This is a genomic window from Aurantibacter sp. (genome assembly GCF_039941195.1).
In the GTDB taxonomy this organism is placed as follows: Bacteria; Bacteroidota; Bacteroidia; order Flavobacteriales; family Flavobacteriaceae; genus Aurantibacter_A.
In genome coordinates this window covers 40,941-67,739 of record NZ_JBDVFA010000021.1, presented here as the reverse complement: position 1 = coordinate 67,739, position 26,799 = coordinate 40,941, and the positions used below count along the sequence as shown (strand labels likewise).

The 26,799-nt window shown below is 35.7% G+C and carries 20 protein-coding genes and 1 tRNA gene; 12 read left to right on the top strand and 9 right to left on the bottom strand.

Annotated features, from left to right (window positions below; genetic code table 11):
- The first annotated feature begins 12 nt into the window (after window positions 1-12).
- The 3 genes from ABJF52_RS04020 to ABJF52_RS04010 all read left to right on the top strand — a co-directional run bounded on the left by ABJF52_RS04020 (window position 13) and on the right by ABJF52_RS04010 (window position 3,417).
- A complete protein-coding gene (locus ABJF52_RS04020) occupies window positions 13-1,014 on the top strand; it encodes a metal-dependent hydrolase (protein ID WP_348146632.1) in 1,002 nt (333 codons plus the stop codon).
- A gap of 18 nt (window positions 1,015-1,032) precedes the next feature.
- Window positions 1,033-2,868, top strand: a complete 1,836-nt coding sequence (locus tag ABJF52_RS04015; RefSeq protein WP_348146629.1) for a DUF5060 domain-containing protein — start codon at window positions 1,033-1,035, stop codon at window positions 2,866-2,868.
- Window positions 2,869-3,069: 201 nt separating this feature from the next.
- Window positions 3,070-3,417, top strand: coding sequence for an Hpt domain-containing protein (locus ABJF52_RS04010; RefSeq protein ID WP_348146626.1), 348 nt, complete (start codon window positions 3,070-3,072; stop codon window positions 3,415-3,417).
- 12 nt (window positions 3,418-3,429) lie between these two features.
- Here the strand turns inward: ABJF52_RS04010 and ABJF52_RS04005 are convergent, their stop codons facing one another.
- From ABJF52_RS04005 to ABJF52_RS03990, 4 genes are all read right to left on the bottom strand, one after another.
- Window positions 3,430-4,530, bottom strand: coding sequence for a DUF4407 domain-containing protein (locus tag ABJF52_RS04005; protein ID WP_348146623.1), 1,101 nt, complete (start codon window positions 4,528-4,530; stop codon window positions 3,430-3,432).
- Between the two features lie 193 nt (window positions 4,531-4,723).
- Window positions 4,724-6,937: a M56 family metallopeptidase gene (locus ABJF52_RS04000; protein WP_348146620.1), complete on the bottom strand. Its 2,214-nt coding sequence runs from the start codon at window positions 6,935-6,937 to the stop codon at window positions 4,724-4,726.
- Between the two features lies 1 nt (window position 6,938).
- Window positions 6,939-7,304, bottom strand: coding sequence for a BlaI/MecI/CopY family transcriptional regulator (locus ABJF52_RS03995; protein WP_348146617.1), 366 nt, complete (start codon window positions 7,302-7,304; stop codon window positions 6,939-6,941).
- A gap of 117 nt (window positions 7,305-7,421) precedes the next feature.
- Window positions 7,422-7,964, bottom strand: a complete 543-nt coding sequence (locus ABJF52_RS03990) for a hypothetical protein (RefSeq protein ID WP_348146614.1) — start codon at window positions 7,962-7,964, stop codon at window positions 7,422-7,424.
- Window positions 7,965-8,097: 133 nt separating this feature from the next.
- Between ABJF52_RS03990 and ABJF52_RS03985 the strand changes: the two genes are divergently transcribed.
- The gene (locus tag ABJF52_RS03985) at window positions 8,098-8,676 is read left to right on the top strand and encodes a PhnA domain-containing protein (protein WP_348146611.1); all 579 of its coding nucleotides are present in this window, start codon (window positions 8,098-8,100) and stop codon (window positions 8,674-8,676) included.
- A 56-nt stretch (window positions 8,677-8,732) separates the two neighbouring features.
- Here the strand turns inward: ABJF52_RS03985 and ABJF52_RS03980 are convergent, their stop codons facing one another.
- Window positions 8,733-10,124 carry a dipeptidase gene (locus ABJF52_RS03980; RefSeq protein WP_348146608.1) on the bottom strand — a complete coding sequence of 464 codons (1,392 nt, stop codon included), beginning with the start codon at window positions 10,122-10,124 and terminating at the stop codon, window positions 8,733-8,735.
- Between the two features lie 137 nt (window positions 10,125-10,261).
- Between ABJF52_RS03980 and ABJF52_RS03975 the strand changes: the two genes are divergently transcribed.
- From ABJF52_RS03975 to ABJF52_RS03940, 8 genes are all read left to right on the top strand, one after another.
- Window positions 10,262-10,343: transfer RNA gene (locus ABJF52_RS03975), tRNA-Leu, on the top strand.
- Between the two features lie 705 nt (window positions 10,344-11,048).
- The gene (locus ABJF52_RS03970; protein ID WP_348146605.1) at window positions 11,049-11,753 is read left to right on the top strand and encodes an FCD domain-containing protein; all 705 of its coding nucleotides are present in this window, start codon (window positions 11,049-11,051) and stop codon (window positions 11,751-11,753) included.
- Between the two features lie 65 nt (window positions 11,754-11,818).
- Window positions 11,819-13,582: a hypothetical protein gene (locus ABJF52_RS03965; protein WP_348146602.1), complete on the top strand. Its 1,764-nt coding sequence runs from the start codon at window positions 11,819-11,821 to the stop codon at window positions 13,580-13,582.
- An 11-nt stretch (window positions 13,583-13,593) separates the two neighbouring features.
- Window positions 13,594-14,811, top strand: coding sequence for a D-mannonate dehydratase ManD (gene manD, locus ABJF52_RS03960; RefSeq protein WP_348146599.1), 1,218 nt, complete (start codon window positions 13,594-13,596; stop codon window positions 14,809-14,811).
- Between the two features lie 249 nt (window positions 14,812-15,060).
- Complete coding sequence (locus ABJF52_RS03955; protein WP_348146596.1) at window positions 15,061-16,821, top strand: hypothetical protein; 1,761 nt, start codon at window positions 15,061-15,063, stop codon at window positions 16,819-16,821.
- Window positions 16,822-16,855: 34 nt separating this feature from the next.
- Window positions 16,856-17,893, top strand: a complete 1,038-nt coding sequence (locus ABJF52_RS03950) for an Ldh family oxidoreductase (RefSeq protein ID WP_348146593.1) — start codon at window positions 16,856-16,858, stop codon at window positions 17,891-17,893.
- A gap of 200 nt (window positions 17,894-18,093) precedes the next feature.
- Window positions 18,094-18,294, top strand: a complete 201-nt coding sequence (locus ABJF52_RS03945) for a hypothetical protein (RefSeq protein ID WP_348146590.1) — start codon at window positions 18,094-18,096, stop codon at window positions 18,292-18,294.
- Window positions 18,295-18,679: 385 nt separating this feature from the next.
- Window positions 18,680-20,104 carry a nucleoside hydrolase-like domain-containing protein gene (locus ABJF52_RS03940; RefSeq protein ID WP_348146587.1) on the top strand — a complete coding sequence of 475 codons (1,425 nt, stop codon included), beginning with the start codon at window positions 18,680-18,682 and terminating at the stop codon, window positions 20,102-20,104.
- Between the two features lie 43 nt (window positions 20,105-20,147).
- Here ABJF52_RS03940 and ABJF52_RS03935 read toward each other — a convergent pair whose 3' ends face one another.
- The 4 genes from ABJF52_RS03935 to ABJF52_RS03920 form a co-directional block, all read right to left on the bottom strand.
- Window positions 20,148-20,957, bottom strand: a complete 810-nt coding sequence (locus ABJF52_RS03935) for a universal stress protein (protein WP_348146584.1) — start codon at window positions 20,955-20,957, stop codon at window positions 20,148-20,150.
- 238 nt (window positions 20,958-21,195) lie between these two features.
- The gene (locus ABJF52_RS03930) at window positions 21,196-22,245 is read right to left on the bottom strand and encodes an adenylate/guanylate cyclase domain-containing protein (protein ID WP_348146582.1); all 1,050 of its coding nucleotides are present in this window, start codon (window positions 22,243-22,245) and stop codon (window positions 21,196-21,198) included.
- Between the two features lie 74 nt (window positions 22,246-22,319).
- Entirely contained in the window at window positions 22,320-23,663 is a 1,344-nt protein-coding gene (locus ABJF52_RS03925) for a TolC family protein (protein WP_348146581.1), read from the bottom strand.
- 16 nt (window positions 23,664-23,679) lie between these two features.
- The gene (locus tag ABJF52_RS03920; RefSeq protein ID WP_348146579.1) at window positions 23,680-26,799 is read right to left on the bottom strand and encodes an efflux RND transporter permease subunit; all 3,120 of its coding nucleotides are present in this window, start codon (window positions 26,797-26,799) and stop codon (window positions 23,680-23,682) included.

Here is a 26,799-nt window from a genome sequence, read left to right as displayed (position 1 = left end):
CCATAATATTATATGGATTCGTTAACTCAAATTGTACTAGGCGCTGCGGTAGGTGAAGCCGTACTGGGTAAAAAAATTGGTAATAGAGCTATGTTATGGGGAGCTGTGGCCGGCACTATTCCAGATTTAGATGTGTTAACCCGTTTTTTTGCAGATACAGTAACGGCAATCGAATGGCATAGAGGATTTAGTCATTCAGTTTTCTTTTCAATTTTATTTGCTCCTGTTTTTGGTTGGTTGGTATGGAAACTAAATAAAAAGCAGACAGCTACATTTAAAGATTGGTCGTTGTTATTCTTCTGGGGAATGTTTACACATCCATTGCTTGATGCTTTTACTACATGGGGTACGCAATTATTTTGGCCATTTAATATACGGTTGGCCTTTCAAAACATTTTTGTGATAGATCCATTGTATACAATTCCTTTTTTGGTTTGTCTTATTTTAGCCATGACTCAAAATAGGACTTCTGAAAAGCGAAGAAAGTATAATCGCTTGGGATTAATACTCAGTAGTTCTTACTTGGTTTTAAGCTTAATTTTAAAGGCAGTATCCTATCAAAAATTTACAAAAAGTTTAGCGAAGCAGGGAATTTCATATAATGCAATGGACACACGCCCTACACCATTTAATACAATTTTATGGACAGCAAATATCGATACCAGTGATTCGTATTTAATAGGAAATTATTCTTTTTTCGACTCTAAAGAAATTGAGTTTACATCCTATCCTAAAAATCATGAATTACTAGGAAGACTAAAAGATAATGATAAAATTAAAAGACTAGTCGCTATTACAGAAGGCTGGTATACCATTACAGAAAAAGATGGAGCTTTGTTTTTTAATGATTTAAGATTTGGGTTGATGAGTCTTAATAAGGATGAAGAGAAATTTGCATTTACGTATCAAATCAGTGAGTTAAATAATAGTATTGAAGTAACAGAAATGCCTAAATTTAAAACAGATGCAAGGAAGCTTTTTTCAGCATTGTTTCAGCGCATAGGTGGCAATTAATCTTATAATTTTTAAAACATGCATATTTTAAAGCGACTTTATATCATTTTCTTACTGACTGCATTATCCTGTAAAACAGAGAATAAGAAAGTTGATGTAGTTGAGTATCCACAATACCATACGATAACTTTGGATTTTGAAGGACCAGAAACTTCTGAAGATGCTGATGACAATCCTTTTTTGAATTATAGATTAACAGTTAATTTTAAAAGTGAGAATGGTGAATATAACCTTCGTGGTTTTTATGCTGCTGATGGTAATGCTGCTGAGTCAAGTGCTAATTCTGGAAAGGTTTGGCGCGTTCGTTTTAATCCAGAAGAGAAGGGTGATTGGACATATTCTGCGAAATTAGAAAAAGGAGATTCTATAGCATTAAGCGATACCAGTATTGCTGGTGAAACATTATCCATAACCAATAATACAGGTGATTTTAAGGTCATTGCTTCGGATAAAACAGGAAAAGATTTTAGAGCTAACGGAAGGTTGGTTAATGATAATGAATATTTTCGATTTAAAGATTCTGGTAAATATTGGATAAAAGGTGGTGCCGATAGCCCTGAGAATTTGTTGGGATATGAAGATTTTGATGGCACCTATCGGATGCAGAGCTCCAGTGCTGATGGTGAGGCAAAAACGAATGACACCTTACACCGTTATGAACCTCATTTAAAAGATTGGAAAACGGGAAATCCAACATGGAAAAATGGCAAAGGAAAAGGTTTAATAGGTGCCTTAAACTATTTGGCTTCAAAAAATATGAACGTTGTCTATTTTTTAGTCAATAACATAAATGGTGATGGTAAAGATGTATGGCCTTATGTACGTCCAGATGATTTTACCAGGTTTGATGTAAGTAAGTTAGCGCAGTGGGAAGTAGTTTTTGAATACATGCAAGCCAAGGGAATTTTATTGCATATGGTGCTACAAGAAACAGAAAATGAAACCATGCTTGATAATGGTGATACAGGACCTATGCGGCAATTGTATTTACAAGAACTAGTAGCTCGATTTGGGCACCATTTAGGAATGAATTTTAATTTGGGAGAAGAGAATGGTTTTGCAGAATTTACACCTATTTCGCAATATGATGCACAGCGAAGAGCCATGACTAGTTTTATCAAGAAAATAGATCCTTTTGATCATCCTGTATTGTTACATACGCATTCTCACGAACCAGCTAGAGGCGATATTTTGGATTCTATTGTTGGGTTTAAAGATTTGGATGGAATTTCATTACAAGTTGATAAACGAGAGGGCGTAGCAGAGGTTGTTACAGAATGGAAGCAAAAAGCTCATGAGGCAGGACATGACTGGATGATTACAATGGATGAAATTGGTATGTGGCATACGGGAGCTCGTTCAGATTCTTTAGATGGTAATCACGATTCTTTAAGGCGTTATGTTTTATGGGGATCTTTATTGTCGGGTGCTGCTGGAGTGGAGTGGTATTTTGGAGCGAATAATAAATATCACGACTTAAATACTGAAGATTGGCGAACTAGAGATAGATTGTGGGAAATTACAGATATTGGACTTAATTTCTTTAACAACCATATTCCGTATTGGGAAATGACACCAGAACCAACTTTGATTAATTCCAAGGAAGCCTATTGTTTAAAAAAGTCAGGTGAATTTTACGCAGTATATATTCCTGATTCAGAGGAATATACCATTAATTTAACAGGTGTTGAAGGTGTTTTTTCTATAAAATGGTATGACCCGTTAAACGGAGGTGATTTTCAAAAAGGCTCTGTAGCGTCAATGGTAGCAGGTTCTGAGCAAAGTATGGGCAGTCCGCCAGATACTGGAAATTCACAAGATTGGATTGTTTTAATTGAAAAAAAGGAAGAATAAAATTTTAATTCTAATAATTGATTGGATTAAAGACAGTAGTACAGCAAATGACTTAACAACAAAGTTTGGCTTTTAACCGTACTAATTTGATCATTTCACAACATAAATACTAATTTAGGTAGTAATATTCTTACTTTTGATTATAGAGGTTTTAGTGCTTTAATTTTTAGATTTGGGCATTAAAAAAAGCTGCTGATAGTAATGGAGGATACCGTGAAATATATAGAAGAATTCCCCAATATGGATTATGTAATCCATCTTGGAGGTACTGATTTTGATTTCGAACGTAAGTTTATCGCTATTCTCAAAAAGGAATTTACTTGGCAACTAGGTAATTACTTATATCATATCAAAAAAGATGAACCTAGAGCTGCTGCAGAAGTGGTACATAAGATTAAATTTAAATTCAGCGTATTAGGTATGAATCATGCTTTTGCATTTTCTGAGTATTATGAAGAGCAATTACATGTTGGTGATATGGCGCTTGACGAAGATTTCAAAAAATGCCTTCGAAAAATCAATGAGTTTCTCAAAACTCTTGAAGAATAGATTTTTTCTGATTTACAAACTTTTAACTTGAATATCATAAAAAGCATCCGCTTGTTTTTGCATTAGCGCTATAGTCTTTTGTTTTTTATAGGCATATACTACTTCTTCTTCAGATAATTCAGAATATATTTTATCGTTTAGAGTCGTGTCTGTGGATAGTATTTTTTCACGTTGGGCTACTTTTTGTGATATCCAGTTTGCTATGGTACTTTCCTCATCGTCAAGCTTTAAATCATACTCTCCTTTTGGTGCTAGTAATTTCGCAATAATCGGGGAAGTTTCTATGGCTAAGAATAAAAGGAAGATAAAAAATGATGGTATCCAAGGTAATTTATCTAGGGCATTTACACGAGACATAAGTCCGTCGAAACCATCAATTGTTGGCTGCGAACCTTTTACAACCTCGGCATATTCGATATTCAATGAAGTAATTTCAGATTCAAGTAATGCTATTTTGTTCGTGTTAGATTCTTTTAGGATGCTTAGATCTTTAAGTGCTGCATCATGTTTCTCTCTCTTTTCTTCATAAACTGGACCTTTACCTAATAACATAGTGCCAGCTTTACCTTCTGCCTCCAAAATATAGGTATCATACAGTGCATTCGTTTCGTTTTCTTTTATAGTAATTTCCGATTTTAATGTAGCAATATCTTGATTTAACTTTTCAATAGCAGGAGTGTATTGTAAAGCCACTTGCTGTTTATTGGCTAAAGTCATATCATTTTTCTGTTCTAAAAGTACTTGGTTAATTTCCTTTTCAAAGAGCTTCATTTCTAACGGTGTTGAAATAACGATAGCAATTATTATAGCGAGGATTATTCTAGGACTAGCTTGTAAAAATTCACTTTTAAAACTGTTTCTTTTTTTAATGGTGGATACAATAAAGCGGTCAAGGTTAAAAATTAGTAAGCCCCAAACTAACCCAAAGAATATAGCGTAATAGATATTATCGAAAACAGTGAATAATGCATAAGAACTAGCTATAAAGGCCATTATTGCTGTGAAAAATACAGTGGCACCAATGCCGGTAAATTTGTTTTGTTCTCCTTCAGAACACGTTTCTAAAATTTTAGAATCTGCTCCTGAGCAGCGAATGAAGAATTGCTGTAACATATTGATTTTTTTGAATGATGAAACCCAAACAGCTACCTCATTTAATTTAAAATGAAGTGTTTATTTGGTATGCTTTTATATACTTGTTTTGATTAGAAACAAAAGCATTTTGTTTGTTAGACTAAAGATGAAATGAAATGTTACAAAAAAGCCTCGATTTTCGAGGCTTTTGATTTTCTATGGAATTTTGATTTTAAAAATGTGTATCAATTTTTACAATATGCTTTCCGTTTTTAGCTTTAGAAACTTGCATACTTAAATCTTCATTTTTCTTTAATATTTCTATAGCTTCATCAGAAGAAATCTTCTTCTTTTTGTAATAGAAGGTGGCATCTTTTTTTGCCAGTTCAATGGCTAAATCTAATGGGTTAGGTGGAGTTGGAGGAGGTGGGATATTGATATAAAACTCATCACCTATAGTTTCTACAGCAATAATATTACCATTAGTTCTATTATATTTCAGTTCTTCACGTAATAGATTAGTCGTTTGTTCGGGTGTTGCCGGTATATTAACGTAGCTTTTCGCCTTGGGGGGTGTTTGCGGTTTTGGTGGAGCATTGGGACTATTTATATTTGAACTAAGTTTATTGGTTTTAGAATCAATACGCATGAATACATTGTCATAAGGATCCTGATTTTCTACAATTGCTTCAATTTGCTTTTTGGCGAATGCTTTATCACTTAAACTTTTAGTAGTTGGTGGTTTAGGAGATTTAGTAGGAGTTTTGGGCGACTGTAGTTTTATCTTTTTACCAAAGGCTGGTGATGCCTGTGCAAAAACACCTTCTTCAATTGCTTGCACTTTATAGTCGTCATAAGCTTCTAAAAGTTTATTGTAGCTAGTTTCAATTTTAGTTTCATCTACTTTTTTGGTCTTGAGTTGCTTGTCAATTAATTCGTGATACTTTTTTTTCTGTTTTACAAAGGTGTTAATGGCTTTCTGAACTTTATTTGATAAGGGTTTGTCACTTTTTCTAAATGCTAAGTTCGGAGCAGCCGGAAAATCAGTTTGAAAGAATTGTTCTGAAATAACTAACTCCTGAACTGACAATGTATCATGTGCGTTTTTAATTTCTGACGCTACTTCTTTTACAGTATTAGGAGGTATTGGAGGGGCAGGCATAGCAGGAGGTTTTGGAAAATCGGGAAATGGCTCTGCATTAGTACGTTGGGTTTCTGTCATTAAGTTGTAGAGTTCTTTTATTCGTTCTACATCGGGCATGCGAATGGTAAAATGGTCACCTTCGAGCATTGCATTATATTTTTTTGCTAAGGTGTTATATTCTTGGATTTCTTCTTTGGTAGCATCTTGCTGCGCGCATTTAGGAAAAGGTTGTGCACTTTGCTTTTGACTCTGCGACATCTTTCCATAAATCAGTTCTAGGGATTTTAAATCATCAATAGGTATTACTCTATCTTTTATAGGAGCAGCATTGTATTTTTTGGCTAATTGGTTATAGTTAAATACCATTTCAAGCGTGGCCGTTTCTTGCAGTTTAAGTTTTTGTTGTTTGACTGTCGTACTTTTCGCTACTTGAATTTCCTTTTTACTAAAGCCGTATAGCATTGCAGTTAATAATGGTAATAATAATAGGCTTCTAAAAAGAATAGCTTTTTTTGATGTTTTTGTTTTCATGATTGTGAATCGTTTTTTGATTGATGAATAATTGATGGCACTCGACAACATTGATTGTTGTTTTCTATCGTCTTTCGATGACAAAAACGATAAAAGGGTATTCTGATACGTAGCAGTGTCAATTTTAGTATTAAGAACAGCTTGATCCGCTAAAAATTCGTGATTTAGTTTAATAGCTTTTTTGTAGAAATAGAAAAGTGGATTAAACCAAAAGATAACTTGTAATACTTCAATTAAAAGAACATCTAAACTGTGTTTTTCGCGTGCATGCGTTTCTTCGTGTAGTAGCACTTCCTTAGGAATTGTGTTTTCTTCAAACTTCTTTTTATTGAGAAATATGTACTTTAAAAAACTATGTGGTGGTAGTTTTTCATGTAATAAAACATGAATAAAACTTGATTCTCGATAGTTCGGATTTCGTTGAATCCGTTTTAAAATATGGATTAGGTTTTTAAAGAATACTATACAAAAGAAAAGAACTCCCACACTATATGCTACCCATAAAATTGTGGAAAACCCCACAATTTCGGGTGTTTCTTTTAAAGGCGTATTACTGTAAGAAATTGACGACACGTTTAGATTATCATAGTTTATTGGAGCAACTTCAATGTATTCTGTAAAAACAACAGTTGGGGCAACAAAAGCAAAAAGTATTGCACCTAATAGATAGAAGCGTTTGAAAACATGCATACTAATCTTTTCCAGAAAAAGTTTATAGAAAAGTAGTAATATAGCGAGGCATGCAGCCGATTTTAAGATATAGATGAGCATGCTATTTGCTTTTTATTTCGTTATCAATCAACTGCTTTAAATCTTCTAATTCTTTTTTAGAAAGATTAGTTTCTTGTGTAAAAAATGAAGCGAATTGGCTAGGGCAATCATCAAAGAAATTTTTAATAAGTCCGTTTACGTGCTTTGAAAAATAGGCTTTCTTTTTAACCAATGGAAAATATTCTCTTGATCGTCCAAAACTTTTGTAGGCTATAAAACCTTTATCGGTCATGCGTTTTAATAGTGTCGCGATTGTAGTTGTTGCTGGCTTTGGGACTGGATAGGCTTCTAGCAAATCTTTCATAAAAGCCTTTTGCTGCTTCCATAAAATATTCATTAATTCTTCTTCCGATTTTGATAGTTGCATTTCTACGTTGTTAGAATGTGTTCTACAAACATAGAATAAAAATTTTAATTCTACAAATGTAGAGTTAAAAATTCTGTAGTTTTACCTAAGCGAAGGTAAATTGGAATAGTAAATTTCCTATTTTCTGGAAATTTTAGAACTGGTCAGAATAGAAATAAAGGCAGATATAAGTCCGATTATCAAAAGAAAATTGGTATTTATTATGCCAAATTCCCACTGTAAAATTTTAAATAAGGAGGCTAGTACAATATAGACCGTCGCTAAGTCGGCCAATAAGTAGGATAGGTCTTCCGTGCTATAATTGGATAATAATTGATTTCTATCTGTGTTTTCTTGGCTGGCCGATACTATTTTTTTGATATAAAGAAGGAGAAAAACAATAAGGGAAACCTTGGTTATTAAACTAAGTATATTGGCGTATGGTAACTGAAAAATGCTAAATAAATAATTACATAAAAACACAACTACTAGTATGTATCTAGCATAATCCAAGGGTAGTCTTTTTTGTTTTTGAAAAAATTGAATACCATGAAAAATAACCATTCCTACGCCTCCTAATATTATCAAAGGCCATGATAAATATTTTAGAAGTGCTCCGAATACGGTTATGGAAATACTTAGCTTAAAAAATAATGATGTTTTTTGTTCTGAAATTGACATGGGAAGTAGGTTATTTACAGTCATTTAAGAACGAAATAATCCGGATAATAGTGCGATCCAATAAAATTTGCTACATATCAATAGATATGATTACTAAGAAAGCCATAAGTTTATACCCTCAAAATAGTAATCAATGAGTTTGTTAGAAGATTTACAAAAAAGAAGCGGCAATGTTTGTGAGCTTTGTGCGGCTACTGATAATTTAGAAGTTTATGAAGTGCAACCGAAATCAACAGGCGGTTTAGATGGTAGTCTTTTAGGCTGTTCTACTTGCATTGGTCAAATAGAAGATCCTGATACCACAGATGCAAACCATTGGCGGTGTTTAAATGATAGCATGTGGAGTGAACACGAGGCGGTTAAAGTAATTGCTTGGCGCATGCTTTCTCGATTGAAAGCAGAAGGTTGGCCCAAAGATTTGTTGGATATGCTTTACCTTGAAGATGATACACTAGTATGGGCAAAAGAAACTGGAGAAGGTGTTGATGAAAGTGAAAAGATTATTCATCGCGATGTTAATGGTGTTATTTTAGAAAATGGCGATAGTGTAGTTTTAATCAAAGATCTTAAGGTAAAAGGAAGCAGTATGGTTGCAAAGCAAGGTACTGCAGTTCGTAGAATTTCTTTAGATCGCGAAAATGCCGAATTTATAGAAGGTAAAGTTGGGCCTACTCAAATTGTAATTATTACGAAGTACGTTAAGAAAATATAAGATAGTTAGGAGTTTTAATTATGTAATCCCTTAAATAAAACTCCTAATTCTAGTACTTAGCTCTTAGACATTTCTGTGAAATACATATAGAAATAAGGTATAGTCTCAATTCCTTTCAAGTAATTCCAAATTCCGAAATGTTCATTTGGTGAGTGAATTACATCACTATCCAAACCAAAGCCCATTAATATTGTTTTGCTTTTTAATTCTTCTTCAAATAGCGCTACAATAGGAATACTGCCCCCGCCTCTTTGCGGAAGTGGTTTTTTATTAAATGTTTTTTCATACGCCTTTTCAGCTGCAGCGTAACCTACACTGTCAATAGGTGTAACATAACCTTGTCCGCCATGATGCGGAGTAACTTTCACACGCACTCCTTTTGGCGCAATAGAAAGAAAATGTTTGGTGAAAAGTTCGGTAATTTCTTCCCAATCTTGGTTAGGTACCAATCGCATCGAAATTTTAGCAAAAGCTTTACTTGGTAAAACAGTTTTAGCACCTTCGCCAATATAGCCACCCCAAATACCATTGACGTCAAGGGTAGGTCTAATTGAATTTCGCTCGTTAGTTGTATATCCTTCCTCACCATAAACTGCATCGATATCCAAATCTTTTTTATAGGCATCTAATGTAAAAGGAGCTTCGGCCATTTTTGTTCGTTCAACATCTGACAAGTCTTGAACTTTGTCGTAAAATCCAGGAATGGTAATTCTATTTTGGTCATCTTGTAAAGAAGCAATCATCTTTGCAAGAATGTTTATTGGATTCGCTACGGCGCCACCATAAACACCACTGTGTAAATCTTTATTAGGGCCAGTAACTTCAACTTCAACATAGCTTAAACCACGAAGACCAGTACTGATACTAGGCACGTCATTTGCAATCATACTAGTATCTGAAATTAAAATAATATCATTGGCTAGTTTCTCACGATTCGCTGCAACGAAAAGTCCGAGGTTGTCACTACCAACCTCTTCTTCACCTTCAATCATAAATTTAACATTACAAGGCAAATTATTAGACTTAATCATATATTCAAAAGCCTTAACATGCATATACATCTGCCCTTTGTCATCACAAGCTCCACGGGCGAAAATAGCCCCGTTTGGGTGTATTGCTGTTTTTTTAATAACAGGCTCAAAAGGGGGTGAGTCCCATAATTCTATTGGATCTGGCGGTTGTACATCATAATGTCCGTAAACGAGAATCGTTGGTAAATTTGGATCAATTAGTTTTTCAGCATAAACAATAGGATATCCAGCTGTTTCACAAATTTCAACAGTGTCACAACCGGCAGCAACAAGACTGTTTTTTACTTCTTCAGCGGTTTTTACTACATCTTTTGAGTAGGCTGGGTCTGCACTAATAGAAGGAATTTTTAAGAGTTCAATAAGTTCAGTTATAAAACGATCCTTGTTTTCACTGATATATGCCGATATGTCTTGCATTTAGTATAATTTAAATTGGATTCAAAGTTACAAAAAAGATGTTTTTTTGCTGCCTGATTATTTAGTGAATAAGATTTTTACTATATATTTGCACTCCTTTTGCAGAATTGTTGCAAAGAGGATACATTTTGAAGTATGCAGGCGTGGTGGAATTGGTAGACACGCTAGACTTAGGATCTAGTGCCTTGCGGTGTGAGAGTTCGAGTCTCTCCGCCTGTACAAAAGAAACCCTGACTTTTCTGTCAGGGTTTTTTGTTTTCTACAACATTTAAATTGTTTGGTTATCGTAGTAATAGAGGGTAATCTATCAATTAGAAGATTTTTCATTTTTTAATCGACTCTTGTCGCCAACTTTTCGTTTCAGAAGTAGCGATAACTAACCCGTTGTAAAGTTGAATTACGCTCTGCCCAATGCAAATCTTAATTCTATTGCCTTTTTCTTAAATACAACGTTATAATTCTTTTTTCGACTTGTCCAAATTGAAAGTTAAATTGTGTAATAACAATTCTTTCAACTCAATACCCAGTCTAATTTAGAAACTAAAGTTATACTGAGTTTGGTTAAGAGAAGCTACCGTAGGAGCAGGAGTATAGAATTATTAAAGAGGGGCTACCCTTAATATTTGGGGGAATGGAAAAAATTAGCAGTGTCTAGAATAAGTAATTAGAAGTTAATATTACTTGGAATTGAACGCTTAACCAATATCTATTTTATTAAAAATCGGGTCATTTTTTTTCATCAAAATATTTGTATATTTGGCGCACCAGTTTGGTTTTCCAATTTGGCGCACCAGTTGAATACTATTTATTATTTGGAGTGGAGCTTAATATTTCGAGTTTAAAACAAGTCATGTTTTTAGAGAGAAAATTGAAGCGAAGCATAACACGCTTTTTTTTCTTGCCTAATCTATTAATTAATATTAAATGAAATCTAAACACATAAGAATTAAAGATAATATTGAGGTCCAGAATATGATTATTTCAAAAATTAAGGATTTCATTAATTTAAAAAACTTGGAACCTGATGACAAACTACCATCGGAACGAGTATTATCAGAAAAGTTTAATGTAAGTCGAAGAAATATTGGAGAGGCAATTCAAAAACTAGAGTCCTATGAATTGGTAAAATCAGTCCCACAATCGGGGACTTTTTTGGCGGGTATTGGGCGAATTGCTATGAATGGTATCATAGAAGATATTATCGCATTGGAAAAGCAAGATTTTCTTTCTTTGGTGGAGACAAGATTGATGTTAGAGGCTAAATCAGTCAGCTTAGCTGCTGTTAGAAGAACAAACGATGATTTAAAAAATATTGAAGCTGCTTTAAGTAGATATAAAACTAAAATTCTCAGTGGGAATGATGCTTTGCAGGAAGATTTATTATTTCATTTGGCAATAAGTAAGGCAAGTAAAAACAGCTCTATTAATGCTTTCATGTTAAAAATTACCCCTAAAATCATTTCAACTTTTGAGAAGACGCGTGTAAATGATGAAGAAGGTTTTGCATTTGAAGTTGCAAAACATGAAGCCATTTTTCAAGCGATAAAAGATAAAAATGCTGAAGCAGCACTGAAGGCTATGGAATTTCATTTCGAAATGCTAGTTAATTTTTGCAAGGACTTTAGATAAAGGACCATGTACTCCTCAAACTAGAGCATTTCATAGTAGTTATCCATTCAACTGAAACAATATTTATGATTTCATTTTACGACAACATGGTCATTGTGGCCTACTTTATCTTGATGATTACCGTTGGTGTGGTATTCAAAAGAATGAATAAGAATACCAGTGACTATTTTCGTGGAGGGGGTAGTATGCTTTGGTGGCTAGTTGGGGCGACTACCTTCATGTCTTTTATTAGCGCGGTAACCTACACCGGTGCAGCAGGTAAAGCTTATGAAACCGGTACGTTCATTTTTATTGTCTACATGGCGAACGGAGTTGGGTTCTTTATAAGCTTTCTATATTTTTCAAAGCGTTTTAGACAAACTCGTGTGGTAACCGCCATAGAAGTGGTTCGCGAACGTTTTGGTAAAGCCAACGAACAATTTTTCACATGGATGGTCGTGCCTTTCGGGGTAATCCACGGTGGTGTTTGGTTGTACAGTTTAGGCATTATTATTTCTACCGTTTTTGGGGTCAGCATGGAAATGACAGTTCTCGCAGTTGGTGTTACCGTATTGGTGATATCCCTGTTGGGTGGTTCATGGGCGGTTGTAGCTAGTGATTTTATGCAGTTGATGATAATGGTGCCCGTTGCTATTATATTGGCGTTTTTGTCGTTGCGAGAACTAGGGGGAGTAGGCAACTTCATTGAGCAGCTACCAACCTCACAATACAATTGGTCAGAATTGGCCGATAGCAAAATTGTTTGGCTTTGGTTTATAGCATCGTTTTGCAAGCAGTTTTTTTCGGTTAATAACACCAATGACGGCTATCGGTTTTTGGCAGTAAAAGATTCTGAACAGGCTCGAAAAGCTTCGTTAATGGCATCTCTCTTGTTTTTTACAGTAACCATTATATGGTTTATTCCCCCAATGGCTGCGTCTATTATGTTTCCTGATATATCAGCCGTTGACTCCCTTAAACCCCTTGGTGAAAAAGCCGTAGATGGTATTTATTTGGCAATGGGAATTGAACTGCTTCCGGTTGGAATGATTGGAGTAATGATTTGTGCCATTTTTGCAGCTACCATGTCGTCTATGGATAGTACCCTAAACCGTAACGCCGGTATCTTTGTACGCAATTTCTATAAACCCATCCTTAGAAAATCAGCCAGCGATAAAGAGCTATTTCGAGTGTCAATGATTACCACGGTAGTGTTAGGGTGTTTGGTAATTCTTTCCGCAATTTTCTTTAGCGAGCTAGAAGGAATAAATCTGTTCGATATCAACATGCGACTGGGCGCAATGATTTCGCTTCCTTTTATGATTCCGTTGACTTGGGGTATTATTTTTCAAGACACCCCGCGATGGGCCGGATGGTCAACCGTTTTATTAGGAATGTTGATATCATATGTAATTCAAACACACATAGGTCCTGAAGCATTATTAGAATTTATAGGTGTAGATACGCCATGGTCTGCTCGTGAGTTAATTGATGTCATGTTCTTTTCTAATGTATTCGCGGTCATCATAATTTGTAGTATTTGGTTTTTGGGATCGCGGTTGTTTAGAAATACTTCTCCAGAGAATTATCATGAAGAGGTTGAACAATTTTTCGAAAAAATTAATACGCCTATTGATTACGAGAAAGAAAACGGTCATAAAGGGTATGATCAACAACAGTTTAAGATTTTGGGCAATATGTGTCTAGTTTACGGTACATTTTTGTTCTCATTGGTATTCATACCGAACGATTTTACCGGAAGGCTTTGCTTCGTTTTTATTGGCGGAATCATGCTTACTGTAGGATTCATTTTTAAGAAAAAATACAAAAAAGGTAAATTGAAATTATAATAAATGTTAGGATGAAAATAAAGGATATAAAAGTTTTTGTTTGCTGTCCGGGGCGCAACTTTGTTACTGTTAAGATTACTACAGAAAAAGGCACATATGGGTTAGGTGACGCTACTCTAAATGGTAGAGAAATGGCTGTTGTTGCGTATATAGAAGAACACATTACCCCGTGCTTAATAGGAAAAGATGCCCATCAAATCGAGGATATTTGGCAGTATTTATACAAAGGAGCCTATTGGCAAAATGGAGCTGTGAGTATTGCCGCCATTGCTGCTATTGATATGGCACTTTGGGATATTAAAGGTAAAATGGCCAATATGCCAGTTTATCAGCTACTTGGTGGCAAAAGCAGAAAAGGGGTCACAGTATACGGTCATGCGAATGGTGAAAGTATAGAAGAGGTTTTAAAGAACTTAGGTTCTATGATCGAGGATGGATACAAAGCGGTTCGCTTACAATGTACCATACCCAATACAAAAGGAACCTATGGAACTATGGAGGGCAAAAAAAACTATTACGAATTACAAGGCAATCGACCGCTACCACCAGAACAAGAATGGTCTACTACTAGATACATGAATTTTATTCCTGAACTTTTCAAACAGGCAAGAGAAAAATTTGGCTATGAAATAGAACTTTGCCATGATGTGCATAGCAGATTAACCCCTATTGAAGCATCTCGCTTATGCAAATTATTAGAGCCGTATAAATTGCTTTTTATTGAGGATGCTGTAACTACCGAAAATGCAGAAGGATATAAAGTCATTCGAGAACATACGGACACACCTTTAGCCACTGGTGAAAAATTCAACACCCTTTGGGATGCCAAAGAGATGATTGAAAACCAATGGATAGACTATGTCAGAACTGCTGTTACCCATGGTGGCGGCCTAACACCTTTAAAAAGATTGGCAGATTTCGCTTCACTATACCATGTACGTATGGCGCCACACGGAGCACCAGATCTTTCACCAGTCTGCTTAATGGCCCATATGCATTTTAATCTTTGGGCATCCAATTTCGGTGTACAGGAATTTGTTGGTTTCGGCACACCTGAACTTAATGAAGTGTTTAGCTACAAAATTGAACTAAAAGAAGGGCTACTCTATATGGATGACCAACCGGGTTGGGGCGTTGATTTCAACGAAGAAGCAGCTAAAAAATATCCTTACAAACGATCATATCTTCCAGTAAATCGATTGGAGGATGGTACGCTTTGGAATTGGTAAAACACAACCGACAGAAGAATTAAAAAAATAAAAGTGCACTAAAAGGACAGAAAGTTTAAAACATAAACATAGCGGGATGATAATAACATTTAGCGCTACTATGTTGCTAATGGCTCTGATTCCAAATCCGCTATGGAGAAGTATGATATTTGCAATTTGTTCACTTATCATATTTGTTATTAAATGAGTAAATAAGCGAAAAGTGGAGGTGCTTTAACGACTTAATTATTAATTTAAAAATTAAATGAAATGTTCTACGACAATCTAGTAATTGGGCTCTATTTTGTATTAATCCTTGCCATTGGAATCGTTTTTTCGCGAATGGCTAGTAAATCTACGAGTGATTATTTTCGAGGTGGCGGAAGAATGTTATGGTGGATGGTGGGTTCTACCGCCTTTATGGCACAGTTTTCGGCCGTAACTTTTACTGGCGCAGCAGGCAAAGCCTATAATGATGGTTTTGCAATTACAGCGGTTTATATTGGTAATTGCTTTGCATTTTTTTGTGCATGGAAGTTCTTTTCTTATAGATTCCGACAAATGAGAGTGGATACGCCTTCCCAAGCCATTAAAAGACGATTTGGCTCGGAAAATGAACTATTTTTTTCATGGGCCTTAATTATGTTATCCTTTCTAAATGCAGGTGTTTGGTTAAATGCACTTGGGGTTTTTTCAAGTGCAGTTTTTGAATCTGATATAGTTATAACAACTATTGCAATTGGTCTAACCGTCCTTTTTGTATCTGTATTATCTGGAGCTTGGGGTGTTGTTGCCTCAGACTTTGTTCAAAGTTTGATAGTTGTTCTAGTATCAGTAGCCTGTGCAGTCGTAGCCTTGGTGAAAGTTGGTGGCCCCATTAAGATGATAAATGATTTTCCAGGAGACTTTTTAATGGGGCCAGATATGAACTACCCCATTTTGTTGATAGGTACCTTTATCCTGTTTTTACCAAAAATGATAATTTCAATGATGAATCTGAATGAGTCATTTCGGTTTCTTAATGCAAAAGATTCCATCAATGCCCGTAAAGCGAGTTTAATGGCAATGGCTTTAACTGCAATGGGTATAGTTCTTTGGTTCATTCCTCCTTGGGCATCAGCTAGTCTTTATCCAGATGCAACCGCTGGTTATGCTGAACTTGGTAGTAAGGCAGCAGATGCAATTTATTTAGAGTTTGCTCGTAGGGCCATGCCTGTCGGAACTGTGGGGTTAATGATGGCTAGCCTTTTTGCCGCTTCTATGTCTTCTATGGACTCAGCACTTAATAAAAATGCTGGAATTTTTGTACGAAGCATCTATCAGCCTTTTCTTGCTAAAAGGAATAAGCAAACGGATGACAAAAAGTTAATGACAGTAAGTAAGTTGGTGAGCTTTGTAAGTGGGAGCATTGTTATCGTCACTGCGCTCTATTTTTCTTCATTGAAAGAACTTAGTATTTTCGAACTGATGATATCTGTTTCTACTATGGTCCAAATGCCGATGATGGTGCCGCTTATGCTCGGCCTAGTAGTAAAAAAGACGCCTTCTTGGGCACCATGGGCCACTATTGTAGTAGGTCTATTTGTTTCTTGGTTCATAATGAATGTGTTTACCGCAGAAGTATGTGGAGGCTTATTTGGTATCGAATCACTTACTAAACGAGAAATAGCTGACTTGAATATTATTTTAACAATAGCAAGTCATATATTTATCACTAGTGGTTTCTTTTGGGCAACCTCTCTATTTTACAAAGAATCTAAAGACAAATATAAAATCGAAACGGAGCACTTTTTTCAAGATTTAGAAACACCTGTTGTTGCAAGTGAAGATAGTGAAGTTGATAGGCAGCAACGTAATAAGTTAGGCGCCATTGTAATGGTCATGAGTGCAGGTATTTTTCTTATGGCATTAATACCAAACCCAATTTGGGGCAGGGCCATATTTATAGTTTGTGCCCTTTTAATTTTCATTTTTGGTTTTATGTTAAAACGCAGTGCAAAGAATGAAATTTCACCATCCAACCCAACTTAAAAAAACGAATATTTTATTTTAAAAACCAAGGAAAATGACCATATTCAAATTTGAAAAATTAGTAGAATTTACTTCAACAATATTAGAAAAAGCTGGACTAGAATCTGAAAAGGCAAAAATAGCATCCGGGATTATAGTTACCGCCGATGCTATGGGTCACAATACGCATGGAATAGCATTTTTACCTATTTATATTAAGGCATTGAAAGAGGGCGTAATGAATCCGAACGGACAACCCGAAGTATTAAAAGACACTGGGCCAATATTAGCATGGCAAGGAAAGCGTTTATCAGGTATTTGGTTGCTCGACACGGCTTTAAAGTTAGCAGCGAAACGGGCAAAGAAATTTGGTCTTTGCACCATAACCATTCAAGAAGCACATCATACAGGGTGTCTTGCTGCTTTTTTGCCTCAAATAACAGAACAAGATTTACTAGTTAAGATAGCGGTATCGGGTCCTTCAGGTAAAAACGTTGTTCCATTTGGTGGGAAAACTCCCGTTTTAACTCCCAATCCTATGGCTGTTGGTATTCCGACAAACGGTACCCCAATATTAATAGATATGTCTTGCTCGATTACAAGCAACACGATGGCTATGAAACTGCGGGAAGAAAATAAAAAATTTCCCGGTAAGTGGGCACAAGACGCCGATGGCGTTGCAACCGATGACCCTCTGGCTTTGTTGAATGGAGGTAGCCATCTTATGCTGGGTGGCAAGGAATATGGACATAAGGGCTTTGCACTCTCGTTAATGATTGAAGCATACACACAAGGTTTAGCTGGTTATGGTCGTGCGGACAAACCAACAGGATCCCAAGGAAATGTTTTTATTCAGATAATTGATCCAGAGGCATTTGCTGGAGTTGATGCTTTCAAACGACAAACAAGTCACCTTGTGAAAGCCTGTCTTGAATCTGACCCCGTTGACCCGGACAGACCTGTGCGCTTGCCTGGGTCTTCGGCCATGAAAGGTTTAATCGATGCCAAGCAAAACGGTGTAAAACTATCAAAAGCGATAGTGGCTAAATTAGAAACACTAGCTGAAGAATTTAATGTGGCGCTTGAGGGTTGAGCGGTATGATTAGCAAATTAATGGATGTTTTCTAACTGTTGTTTATAAGGTACCGAATACCATTATGATGCGAATTTCAAAAAATTAGAATACGATTTCTAATAGTTAGCTTTGGCTCATGTGGCTTAGGGAATGTTACCCTCAAACATGCCACAGATGATAGTGCAGGTGGAGAGAAGCATATTTTATAGTAACTCGCCATGGCGAACTATTACTTAGAAAAATCAGGTAGTGGACTCTCAAGTGTGATGGATAAAGACGGAGTTAATTGGATTGGCTTTCACAATGAAGAAGTTTTTGCGAATAAGGTACAAGTAACAATTCTTATTAAAGCGAAAAAAAGTCTTTCCGTTCCAGTTTCGCACGAAATCCTTGGAGCCGCACAAAAGCCCAAGGGGTAAAAAATCACTTGCCCTTTTTTCTCCCTGCTACAAAAAAAATCGAATATTTTCATATTCCTTAGATTTTTTAAACACCATATTAGACCAGATAAAATTACGTATTGGTTCCAAATAACCTCATATAGTTTGATAAGTTTTATAGTGTTAAGATATTTTGAGAATTTTTAATATAAATCGGAACTTAGGATCTAGTGCCTTGCGGTGTGAGATTTCGAGTCTCTCCGCCTTTACAACGAAAAGCTTCTCTTTATTGAGGGACTTTATTTGGTTGTAATAAAGCTGAAAGATTCTTAGTTATAAAAGTTTCTAGTGGAATATAAATTCTATTATCTTAGTCGAGATGGAAATAATTATACTTCTGTCCTAAGTTTAAATAATATTAATTATGAAATTGCTATATCTATTTAGTTTCTTTTGTTTCATTTCTCATATTGATGCTATTGCCCAAAATATCCATAAAAATAGAGTGGTTATTCTTACCGATATTGAGGCAGACCCTGACGACACTCAATCGTTAATTCGTTTGCTATTATATTCCAATCAAATAGATATAAAAGGTATTGTGGCTACTACGTCTTGTTGGCAACGTAGTAATGTTGCTCCGGAATCGATAGAAAGGGTTATTAATAATTATGATAAAGTTCAAGGAAACTTATTAAAGCATGAATCTGGTTATCCTACTGGGGAAAAATTGATGTCTTTAATAAAGAAAGGACTTCCAATATATGGTATGAAAGGTGTAGGAGAAGGAATGGATTCTGAAGGTTCTGAATGGATTATTAAAATTCTAGAAGAAAAAGACGACCGACCGTTGTGGGTTTCCGTTTGGGGTGGCGCAAATACTTTAGCCCAGTCGTTAGATAAAATTAGAAAAACCAAAAGTAAGAAAGAGGCGAAAAGATTAATTTCAAAACTAAGAGTTTATGCGATATCTGATCAGGATGATAGTGGAATTTGGATTCGAAATAATTTCCCAGCATTGTTTTACATTGTTACTCCTGGTGATTTTTATGCTGAAGCAACATGGACAGGTGTAAACACTTTTGTTAAGGGAATTGATAATAGTAAAATTAGTAATTCTTGGATGGCAGAAAATATTCAACAAGCACATGGGCCATTAGGTGCTATGTATCCAGATGTTGCTTATGGTGTAGAAGGAGATACTCCTGCTTTTTTGTCACTAATTCCGAATGGATTAAACGAGTCTGAACATCCAGATTGGGGTTCTTGGGGTGGAAGATATAGCTTGTATAAACCAGCTTTTTCAAAAGCTAAAGAAGGGAAGTCAATTGTAGAGATTGCGCCGGAAACAAGAGCTATTTGGACCAATACGAATGATTTGTATATACCAGCAGTGTCGAAAGATTATGGTAGAGCAAAAGTTCCGGATACCGTATCTTTTAATGATAATAAAGTAACCTTGTGGCGTTGGCGAGATGATTTTCAAAATGATTTTGCTGCACGAATGGACTGGTGTTTCATGAATTATGAAGAAGCAAATCACCCACCAGTTCCGGTTTTGTCTCATTCAGATAGGTTGACTGTGAAATCTGGGAAATTAATTAGCATGGATGCTTTAAATTCAACTGATCCAGACGGAGATAATCTAAGTTATTGGTGGTTTTATTATGCTGAAGAAAGCACGTACAAAAAAGAAATTGTTTTAGATGCTCAAAATATTCATCTTTTAAAATTTGGAGCTCCTAAAGTAGATAAAAAGGAGACACTTCACTTTATTTTAAAGGTATCCGATAAGGGTTCACCTTCATTATCTAGATATAAGCGAGTAATAGTAGATGTAATTCCATGAAATTAAAAATTGGTTACTATACTTAATATCATAGAATTGAAAGTTATTCAAACTTCGGAAGTATCAATAGTGGTATTTTAGTTTTGTATACCATATTTTTTATTACGGCTTCTCTAGTAAGGTTGTTAAAAAAACCATGCGTAGTTTTTAACAAGGCAATTAAACCAATATTGCTGTTTTCTTTTTCAAGTTTAATTAATGTTGACGATACGGAGCCTTGAGGATCTACTTCAAAAAATTGATGAGTTGTGTCTTTTAAAGAATTTCTTAATGATTCTTTGTTCGCTTGTTGCTCCGTAGTTACTACCGCATTCGATTTTATACGGGCAATGTTTAAAGTTGCGTTATTTATTTTAGTTATGGTTTTTAAAGGAGTCAATTCTAGAGCCTTGAAGGAATGTTTTAAGTCAGTGGCTATAACTATTTCTTTTAACTCCTCGCCTTTATAGTTCGGAGGAATTGCAATAACCGGGCAATTGTATACGTATCTAATAATGTCTAAAGTATTACTTCCAAAAAATACTTCTTTAATAGCGGAGCTGCCTCTAGTACCCATTATTACAAAATCAATTTCATAGTTGATTATCGTTTTATTTATAATGCTAAGAAGGCTATCCATTACCATGATGCTTTCGAAGCTATGATTCTTATTATCGCTGTTTTCCTTAAGTAACTTTACAGTTTTATTTAAATCTTCCGCTGCGGTAATTTTGGTATACGAAGAAGAAGGAGCAAATGTGTACGCATGTAGTATATAGAAAGTACAAATCTCATTTTTGAAAAGTTGTATTGCATAAGAAATAGCACTTTCAGCATTTTCAGAAAAATCGGTAGGTAAAAGAATATTTTTCATTTATAGAGTTTAAATTTTAATACTATTATTAGGGTAATCATTAAGTACTTAAATCTACTAAGGCTATCCGTAATAATATTTAAATATATTACACTCTTTAATTATAAAAAATGACATTAGTCATGCCATAAAAACTAGCTAACAATTAATAGGTATTAATGTTTGAAGTATGGCATGATAAGTATAGTCATTGTCTATTTAAATGTAAAGCTCGACTTTGACTATATTAAAATAAGAGTTAAGAATATCGGTAAACTTTTTCTAGCGTACGTCTTCCAGTTAGCATGAAGTCTCCTACGTAATCAAGTCTGTTTTCAGCATTTTGTAGTAAGGATTGAAAGTCAGAAGAAAAGAGAATATCTTCTTTGATTTCTTTACATAATTGGCATAATCTCGCACCTGTATTTAAAACGGTACCATGAAAAGCAATATCCCGTTTGTAATCACCTACCTCTGCTATGGCTACTGTACCAAAACTGACTCCGACCTTGAACTTAGGAGCCACTCCAAATTCCTTTTCAAATTCTGGCGCTGCCTTTAAAAGATTATCCCTAAACTCTACATATAATTCTATGCATTTTCGTGCAGCTTTGGTATCGGAATTACGCCAAGTCAATACCGCTTCATCACCAACATATTGATATACTTCAGCATCATAATTATCAATATGATGGGTTAGTTTAGTAAAGCATTTTTGAATAAGCCTACTGTATTTTAAATGCCCTATTTCCTCTGCGATTGTAGTAGACTGGTTGAGGTCTAGAAACATAAAAATTCGTTCGTCTTCCTTTGGTCTAAAGTAGGTTCCCTTTATAATATCGAACAAGTTTGTTGAACCGAATTTTCTGGAAATTTGCGCATAAAGACTAAAATGAAAACTAACTATGAAAAAATATACAACGTAAAAAATATTAAGTGATGCTCCCAAATAGACATAATGTGCATTAACGGCACTGTTAGGGCTTAGCGGTATCAATTCGGTTATCAAATAAGTACCGGCAAAATGAATTACATAAATAACTGCAAATTGCAAGATGGTCTTTACGATAACCACTATTGCAAATGGATAATCGCGTAGCATCATTCGCGTAAAAAAGACCTCACTAACACTTATTATCATACAATAAACTATGATAATAGGCAATACTATGGTAAGGGTGTATTGAAAATACGGAAGCCAATCTCCCCTTTCAAACACCTTTATATTTTGTACAATATCAAATGCCAAAATAGCAATGAACCACATTAACGCCAGTGTCAATATTCTAATGATTTGTTTTTTCTTCATGTGACATGGCGAAACCTAACCAATGTGGTGTCCTAATAAATGTTAGCTAATAAAAATGTTATTATAGAATTCTTTTATTCTTTTAAACTGTCTAAAGTTGGTGCCATCAACTGGTCGGTTCTATACAAGTATGTAATTTCTTTGTTCTCGAAATTAGTATAGGAATTTATAAGATTAGACTGTGCATTTTGTGCCATTGCCTGAGCATCTAACAAATCTGTAAGTCCGCTTAACCCATTATCATAATTATCACGGTTTACTTTTAAGTTTTCTTCTGCCAGTTGCTTGTTTTCTAACGCATAGGTTATTTGCTCATGAGCATTAACCAAATCGTACCAGCTTTGTGTAATAGCTACTTTTAATTGATCAATACCGTCTTCTCTATTGTTTTTGGTAATCTCTTCTTGTATTTTTTCTTGTTTTACTCTTTGCTTACCGCTACCCCACCAATTGGAAATAGGAATACTTAAGCTGCCAAAAGCAAACCCCGTAAATTGACTATCAAAAGAACTATCAACAGCACCAAATTCTTGTGCGCTTACTCCAACGGCAAAAGAAGGTAACAAATCTGCTTTCGCCATTTTAGTTTGCAAGCTACTCGCAGTTATCGATTTTTCCAGAAGTTGGTAATTGCTGTTTCCGCTAAGGTTCAAATCTGGCGAATCATACTTTAATTCTGGCGGAGTTATATTTTCAAAATCCGCATTAGCTACCATATCCGGTGCGTAGGCAACACCTACATATAATGCAAAATCTAACAACGCCAATTTGCGCATGTTCTCTACGCGACTTTTGTTCAACAACAATTCGCTACGGTTTACTTTCACCTGTAACAATTGATTTTTAGCAATTAAACCTGCCTCCAGTAAATCTTGCTGTTGTTTTAAAAGCTCATCTAAGTAAGCTTCGTTAGTCTCAATAACCTTTTGCTGTTCTTGCAATTGCACCAACTGCCAGAACTTATTTTCCGTTACCAGTAAAACGGAATCTACAGCCTGTTCTGCTCTAATTTGAGAAGTTTCTAATTGAATATCTGCCATTGCGTTAGAATTTCTAATACTTCCACCGGCATAAATGACCTCTGTTGCCGTGGCACTGGCACTATATAAATTATCTATTCCATTAGGTAAAATTCCCTCAATAGGACTAATTAAGTCGTTGGGAGCATAAAGTCCTATGGCGCTTGCTTCAACATTCGGAAAATAATTAGCTACCATTTCCTTTTTGAACGCTTCGGACTTCTCAATGGTCAATAAACCGTTCTTTATGGCATTACTATGTTTAAGTGCTGCCTTTTGGCTTTCCTCCAAAGTTATCTGCTGAGCAAAAGTGCTATGGAAACCCAAAAGCATCATCCCGATTATGGAAAACAACTGGACTTTATTTATAACTGTATTGTGTGATTTTATATACATCATTACTACGATTCTACTATTAAACTTCAGCTTTAACGATTTCTCCATCAACGGTCTCATTATCTTCTTTTCTAAAGAACAACCAGTATAATACCGGTAGTACAAAAAGAGTAAGTACCATAGAGAACATCAACCCAAATGCGATTACGGTTCCCAAAGGTCCCCATAAACTTGAGCGACTAACAATCATGGGTATTACCCCAACTGCAGCAGCAGAAGATGTCAAGAAAATAGGTCGCATACGTCTTTCGGCTGCAAGAATAGCCGCTTTCTTTACACTGTAATTATGTTCGTGTCTAAGCTCATCCGCATAATCGATTAAGATAATTCCGTTTCTCACTACAATACCACACAGTGCCAATAGCCCCAAGAAAGAAGTAAATCCGAAAGGATATTGCATTGATAAGAGACCAACAGCTGCACCGAAAATACTTAAAGGCATGGTAATAAAACTTAGAACCGCATGCATAAAACTCTTAAAGTGCCACAATAGAATCAAGAAGATTAGAACAACACTAAGCATCAAGGAAAGCCCCATTGGTTTGTTGTTTTCAATTTGAAGCTCGTACTCGCCTCCATATTCTATTCGTAAGGCTTCCGGAAACTCAATGGCATCGATATTAGGAATCATTTCTGCCAATACCTCGTTCGCAACAGCATCTTTGGTAATATCAACACGAACTGTTAAACAACGTATGCCATTTCTGTTCACGATGGTTTCTTGGTTCCATTCTGAAGATATGTCCGCTACCTGCCGTAATGGAATAGCAGCTCCTCTTTGCGGAGAAATAATTGATAATTGCTCTAGATCCGTTACATTTTGACGGTGTTGATTTTCACTTTTAATCGTTACGTCAATTGGGTAATCCTTTTCCCAAACTTCGGTAGCTTTTAATCCCGTTGTATTTACCGCAACCGCATTGGCAATGTCTCTATTGCTTAAACCCAGCCTAGCGGCTTCGTTATATTTAACGTCCATCTGTACCGCTTCTTTCATATCACCGTAATCGGTTCTACTCCAGATGGTATTTGGTGTTGCACGGGCTATATTGATAACAGTATCACTGTATTTTTTCAACATGTCAATATCCTCGCCATACATACGAACCTCAATTGGTGCATTTACACCAGCCATATCTAATTGTTTCATTCGTAAATAAGCCTGCGGATACATGTCTGCATACTTTTCATCGTAGTCGTTCAAAACTTCAACGGTAGCGTCATCAGTGATGGTAGTCACTAGAATCTGTGCATAATTTTTAGCAGGAAGATTAGGAGCATAAAGCGTGTGAAAACGAGGTGAACTCTGCCCAATGAAACTGGTGTAATCTGTAACACGTTCGTCTGCACTTAATATCTCTTCAAATTCGGTAACGACCTTTGCCGTTTCTTCCAAACTATTTCCAGGAGCTAAACTAATTTCTATGGAGAACTGGTTACGTTCTACCTTTGGGAACAACTGTTGACTTACGCCTCCAAAAAGTAAGACCCCAATAACTATAGCCGCAATACCGGAAAAGATAGTAATCCTATAATGCACCATGGCTTTATTAACTGCAGCATCAAAAAAGGACTGCAAACGATCAAGCATCGATTTTTTACCATCCTTGTCTTTATTCGCCGGATCATTATGAAGTCCCTTTTTAATAAAGATGGAATTGATCATTGGAACAATAAGAATTGATATCAATAATGATAAAGTCAATGCTATGATAATAACATATGGGAAGGCACTAATGAAATCTGATGCTACACCATCCATAAAGAACAATAACGGGTAGAATGTAGCCGAAATAGCCAAGGTAGCCGTAAATACAGATGGGAACAATTCTTTAGCACTACTTACTGCAGCTTCAGGAATGGACATACCCTCATCTAATTTCTCTACGTAGTTGTCAATAATTACAATTGGATCATCAACAACGATACCCAATACTACGATCAATGCCGCCAAGGTTACCGTATTCAGTTCAATACCTAAAAAGAACATGATGCACAAAGTAGCCGCAATGGTAATCGGTATGGTAGCCGCTGCTACTGATGCAACCCTAACCGGAAGCAACAATAAGGTCACCAAGATTACACCAATCAAAGCAAAACCGAATTCTTTCATAAAGTGACTGATAGAATGGTCTACTACTTCTGGCTGATTGGCAATTTTGGTAATCTTAATATCATCGGGCATTTCGCTGATAATCTTATCAAGTCGTTCATCAATTTCATCACCAAACTGAACAATGTTTCCTTTTTTTGCCATCTCCAAGGTAATAATCATACCCTTGGTACCGTTCATGGTCAAATATGAATCTGGATTATCATATTCACGCACCACACGGGCAACATCACGAACTTTAATAACATTACCGTTCGCTTCGGTTTTTACTACCTGGCGTGCAATATCCGATTCGTTCTTTATTGTAGTCTCAAGATATATAGGTCTTTCCTTGGTATAGCTCACCAAAGTCCCGGAGCCTAATACAGCACCTTGATTTTGTAAGCTTGCCGTAATCGCTTGTGGTGTTATGCCGTAACTCGCCAATTTATCTTGATCTACATACACAGCAATTTGCTCTGTAAGTCCCCCAGAATGCGAAATTTTCGCCAAATTATCAATCTGCCTGAATTCGTCTTCTATATCCTCTACATGGCGCTGAAGGTCTTTATAAGGTCTGGTTTCAGATTCAACACCCAAAACTAATGCAGCTGTACTACCAAAATCACTATTCACCATTACACCTTGTACTTCGCGAGGTAATTCTAACTGCTGAAAAATTAAAATTTCAGCCTTTAGCTTATTCCAAAATTGCTCTGTGGCGTTATGGTCAATCTTATCCGATACTTCAGCATAGATGTACATGAGTCCATCTTTTGAATACGAATAGGTTTTTGTTTTGTCAATTTCGTTATAACCGAATAAGAACTCTTCTACCTTAGAGGTCAATTCTTCTGCAACCTTATCGGAAGAAGCTCCCGGATAAGACCCGATAATCAGTCCTTGTCGTATCGTGAAATCAGGAAATTCGTTCCGTGGCATATTTAACAGCCCGTATATTCCCATAAGTACAAAAGATAATACTAGTACAAAAGGAAATGTAGAGTGTTTAAATGCCCAATCTATGGCTCCGCTTTTTTTCTTCAT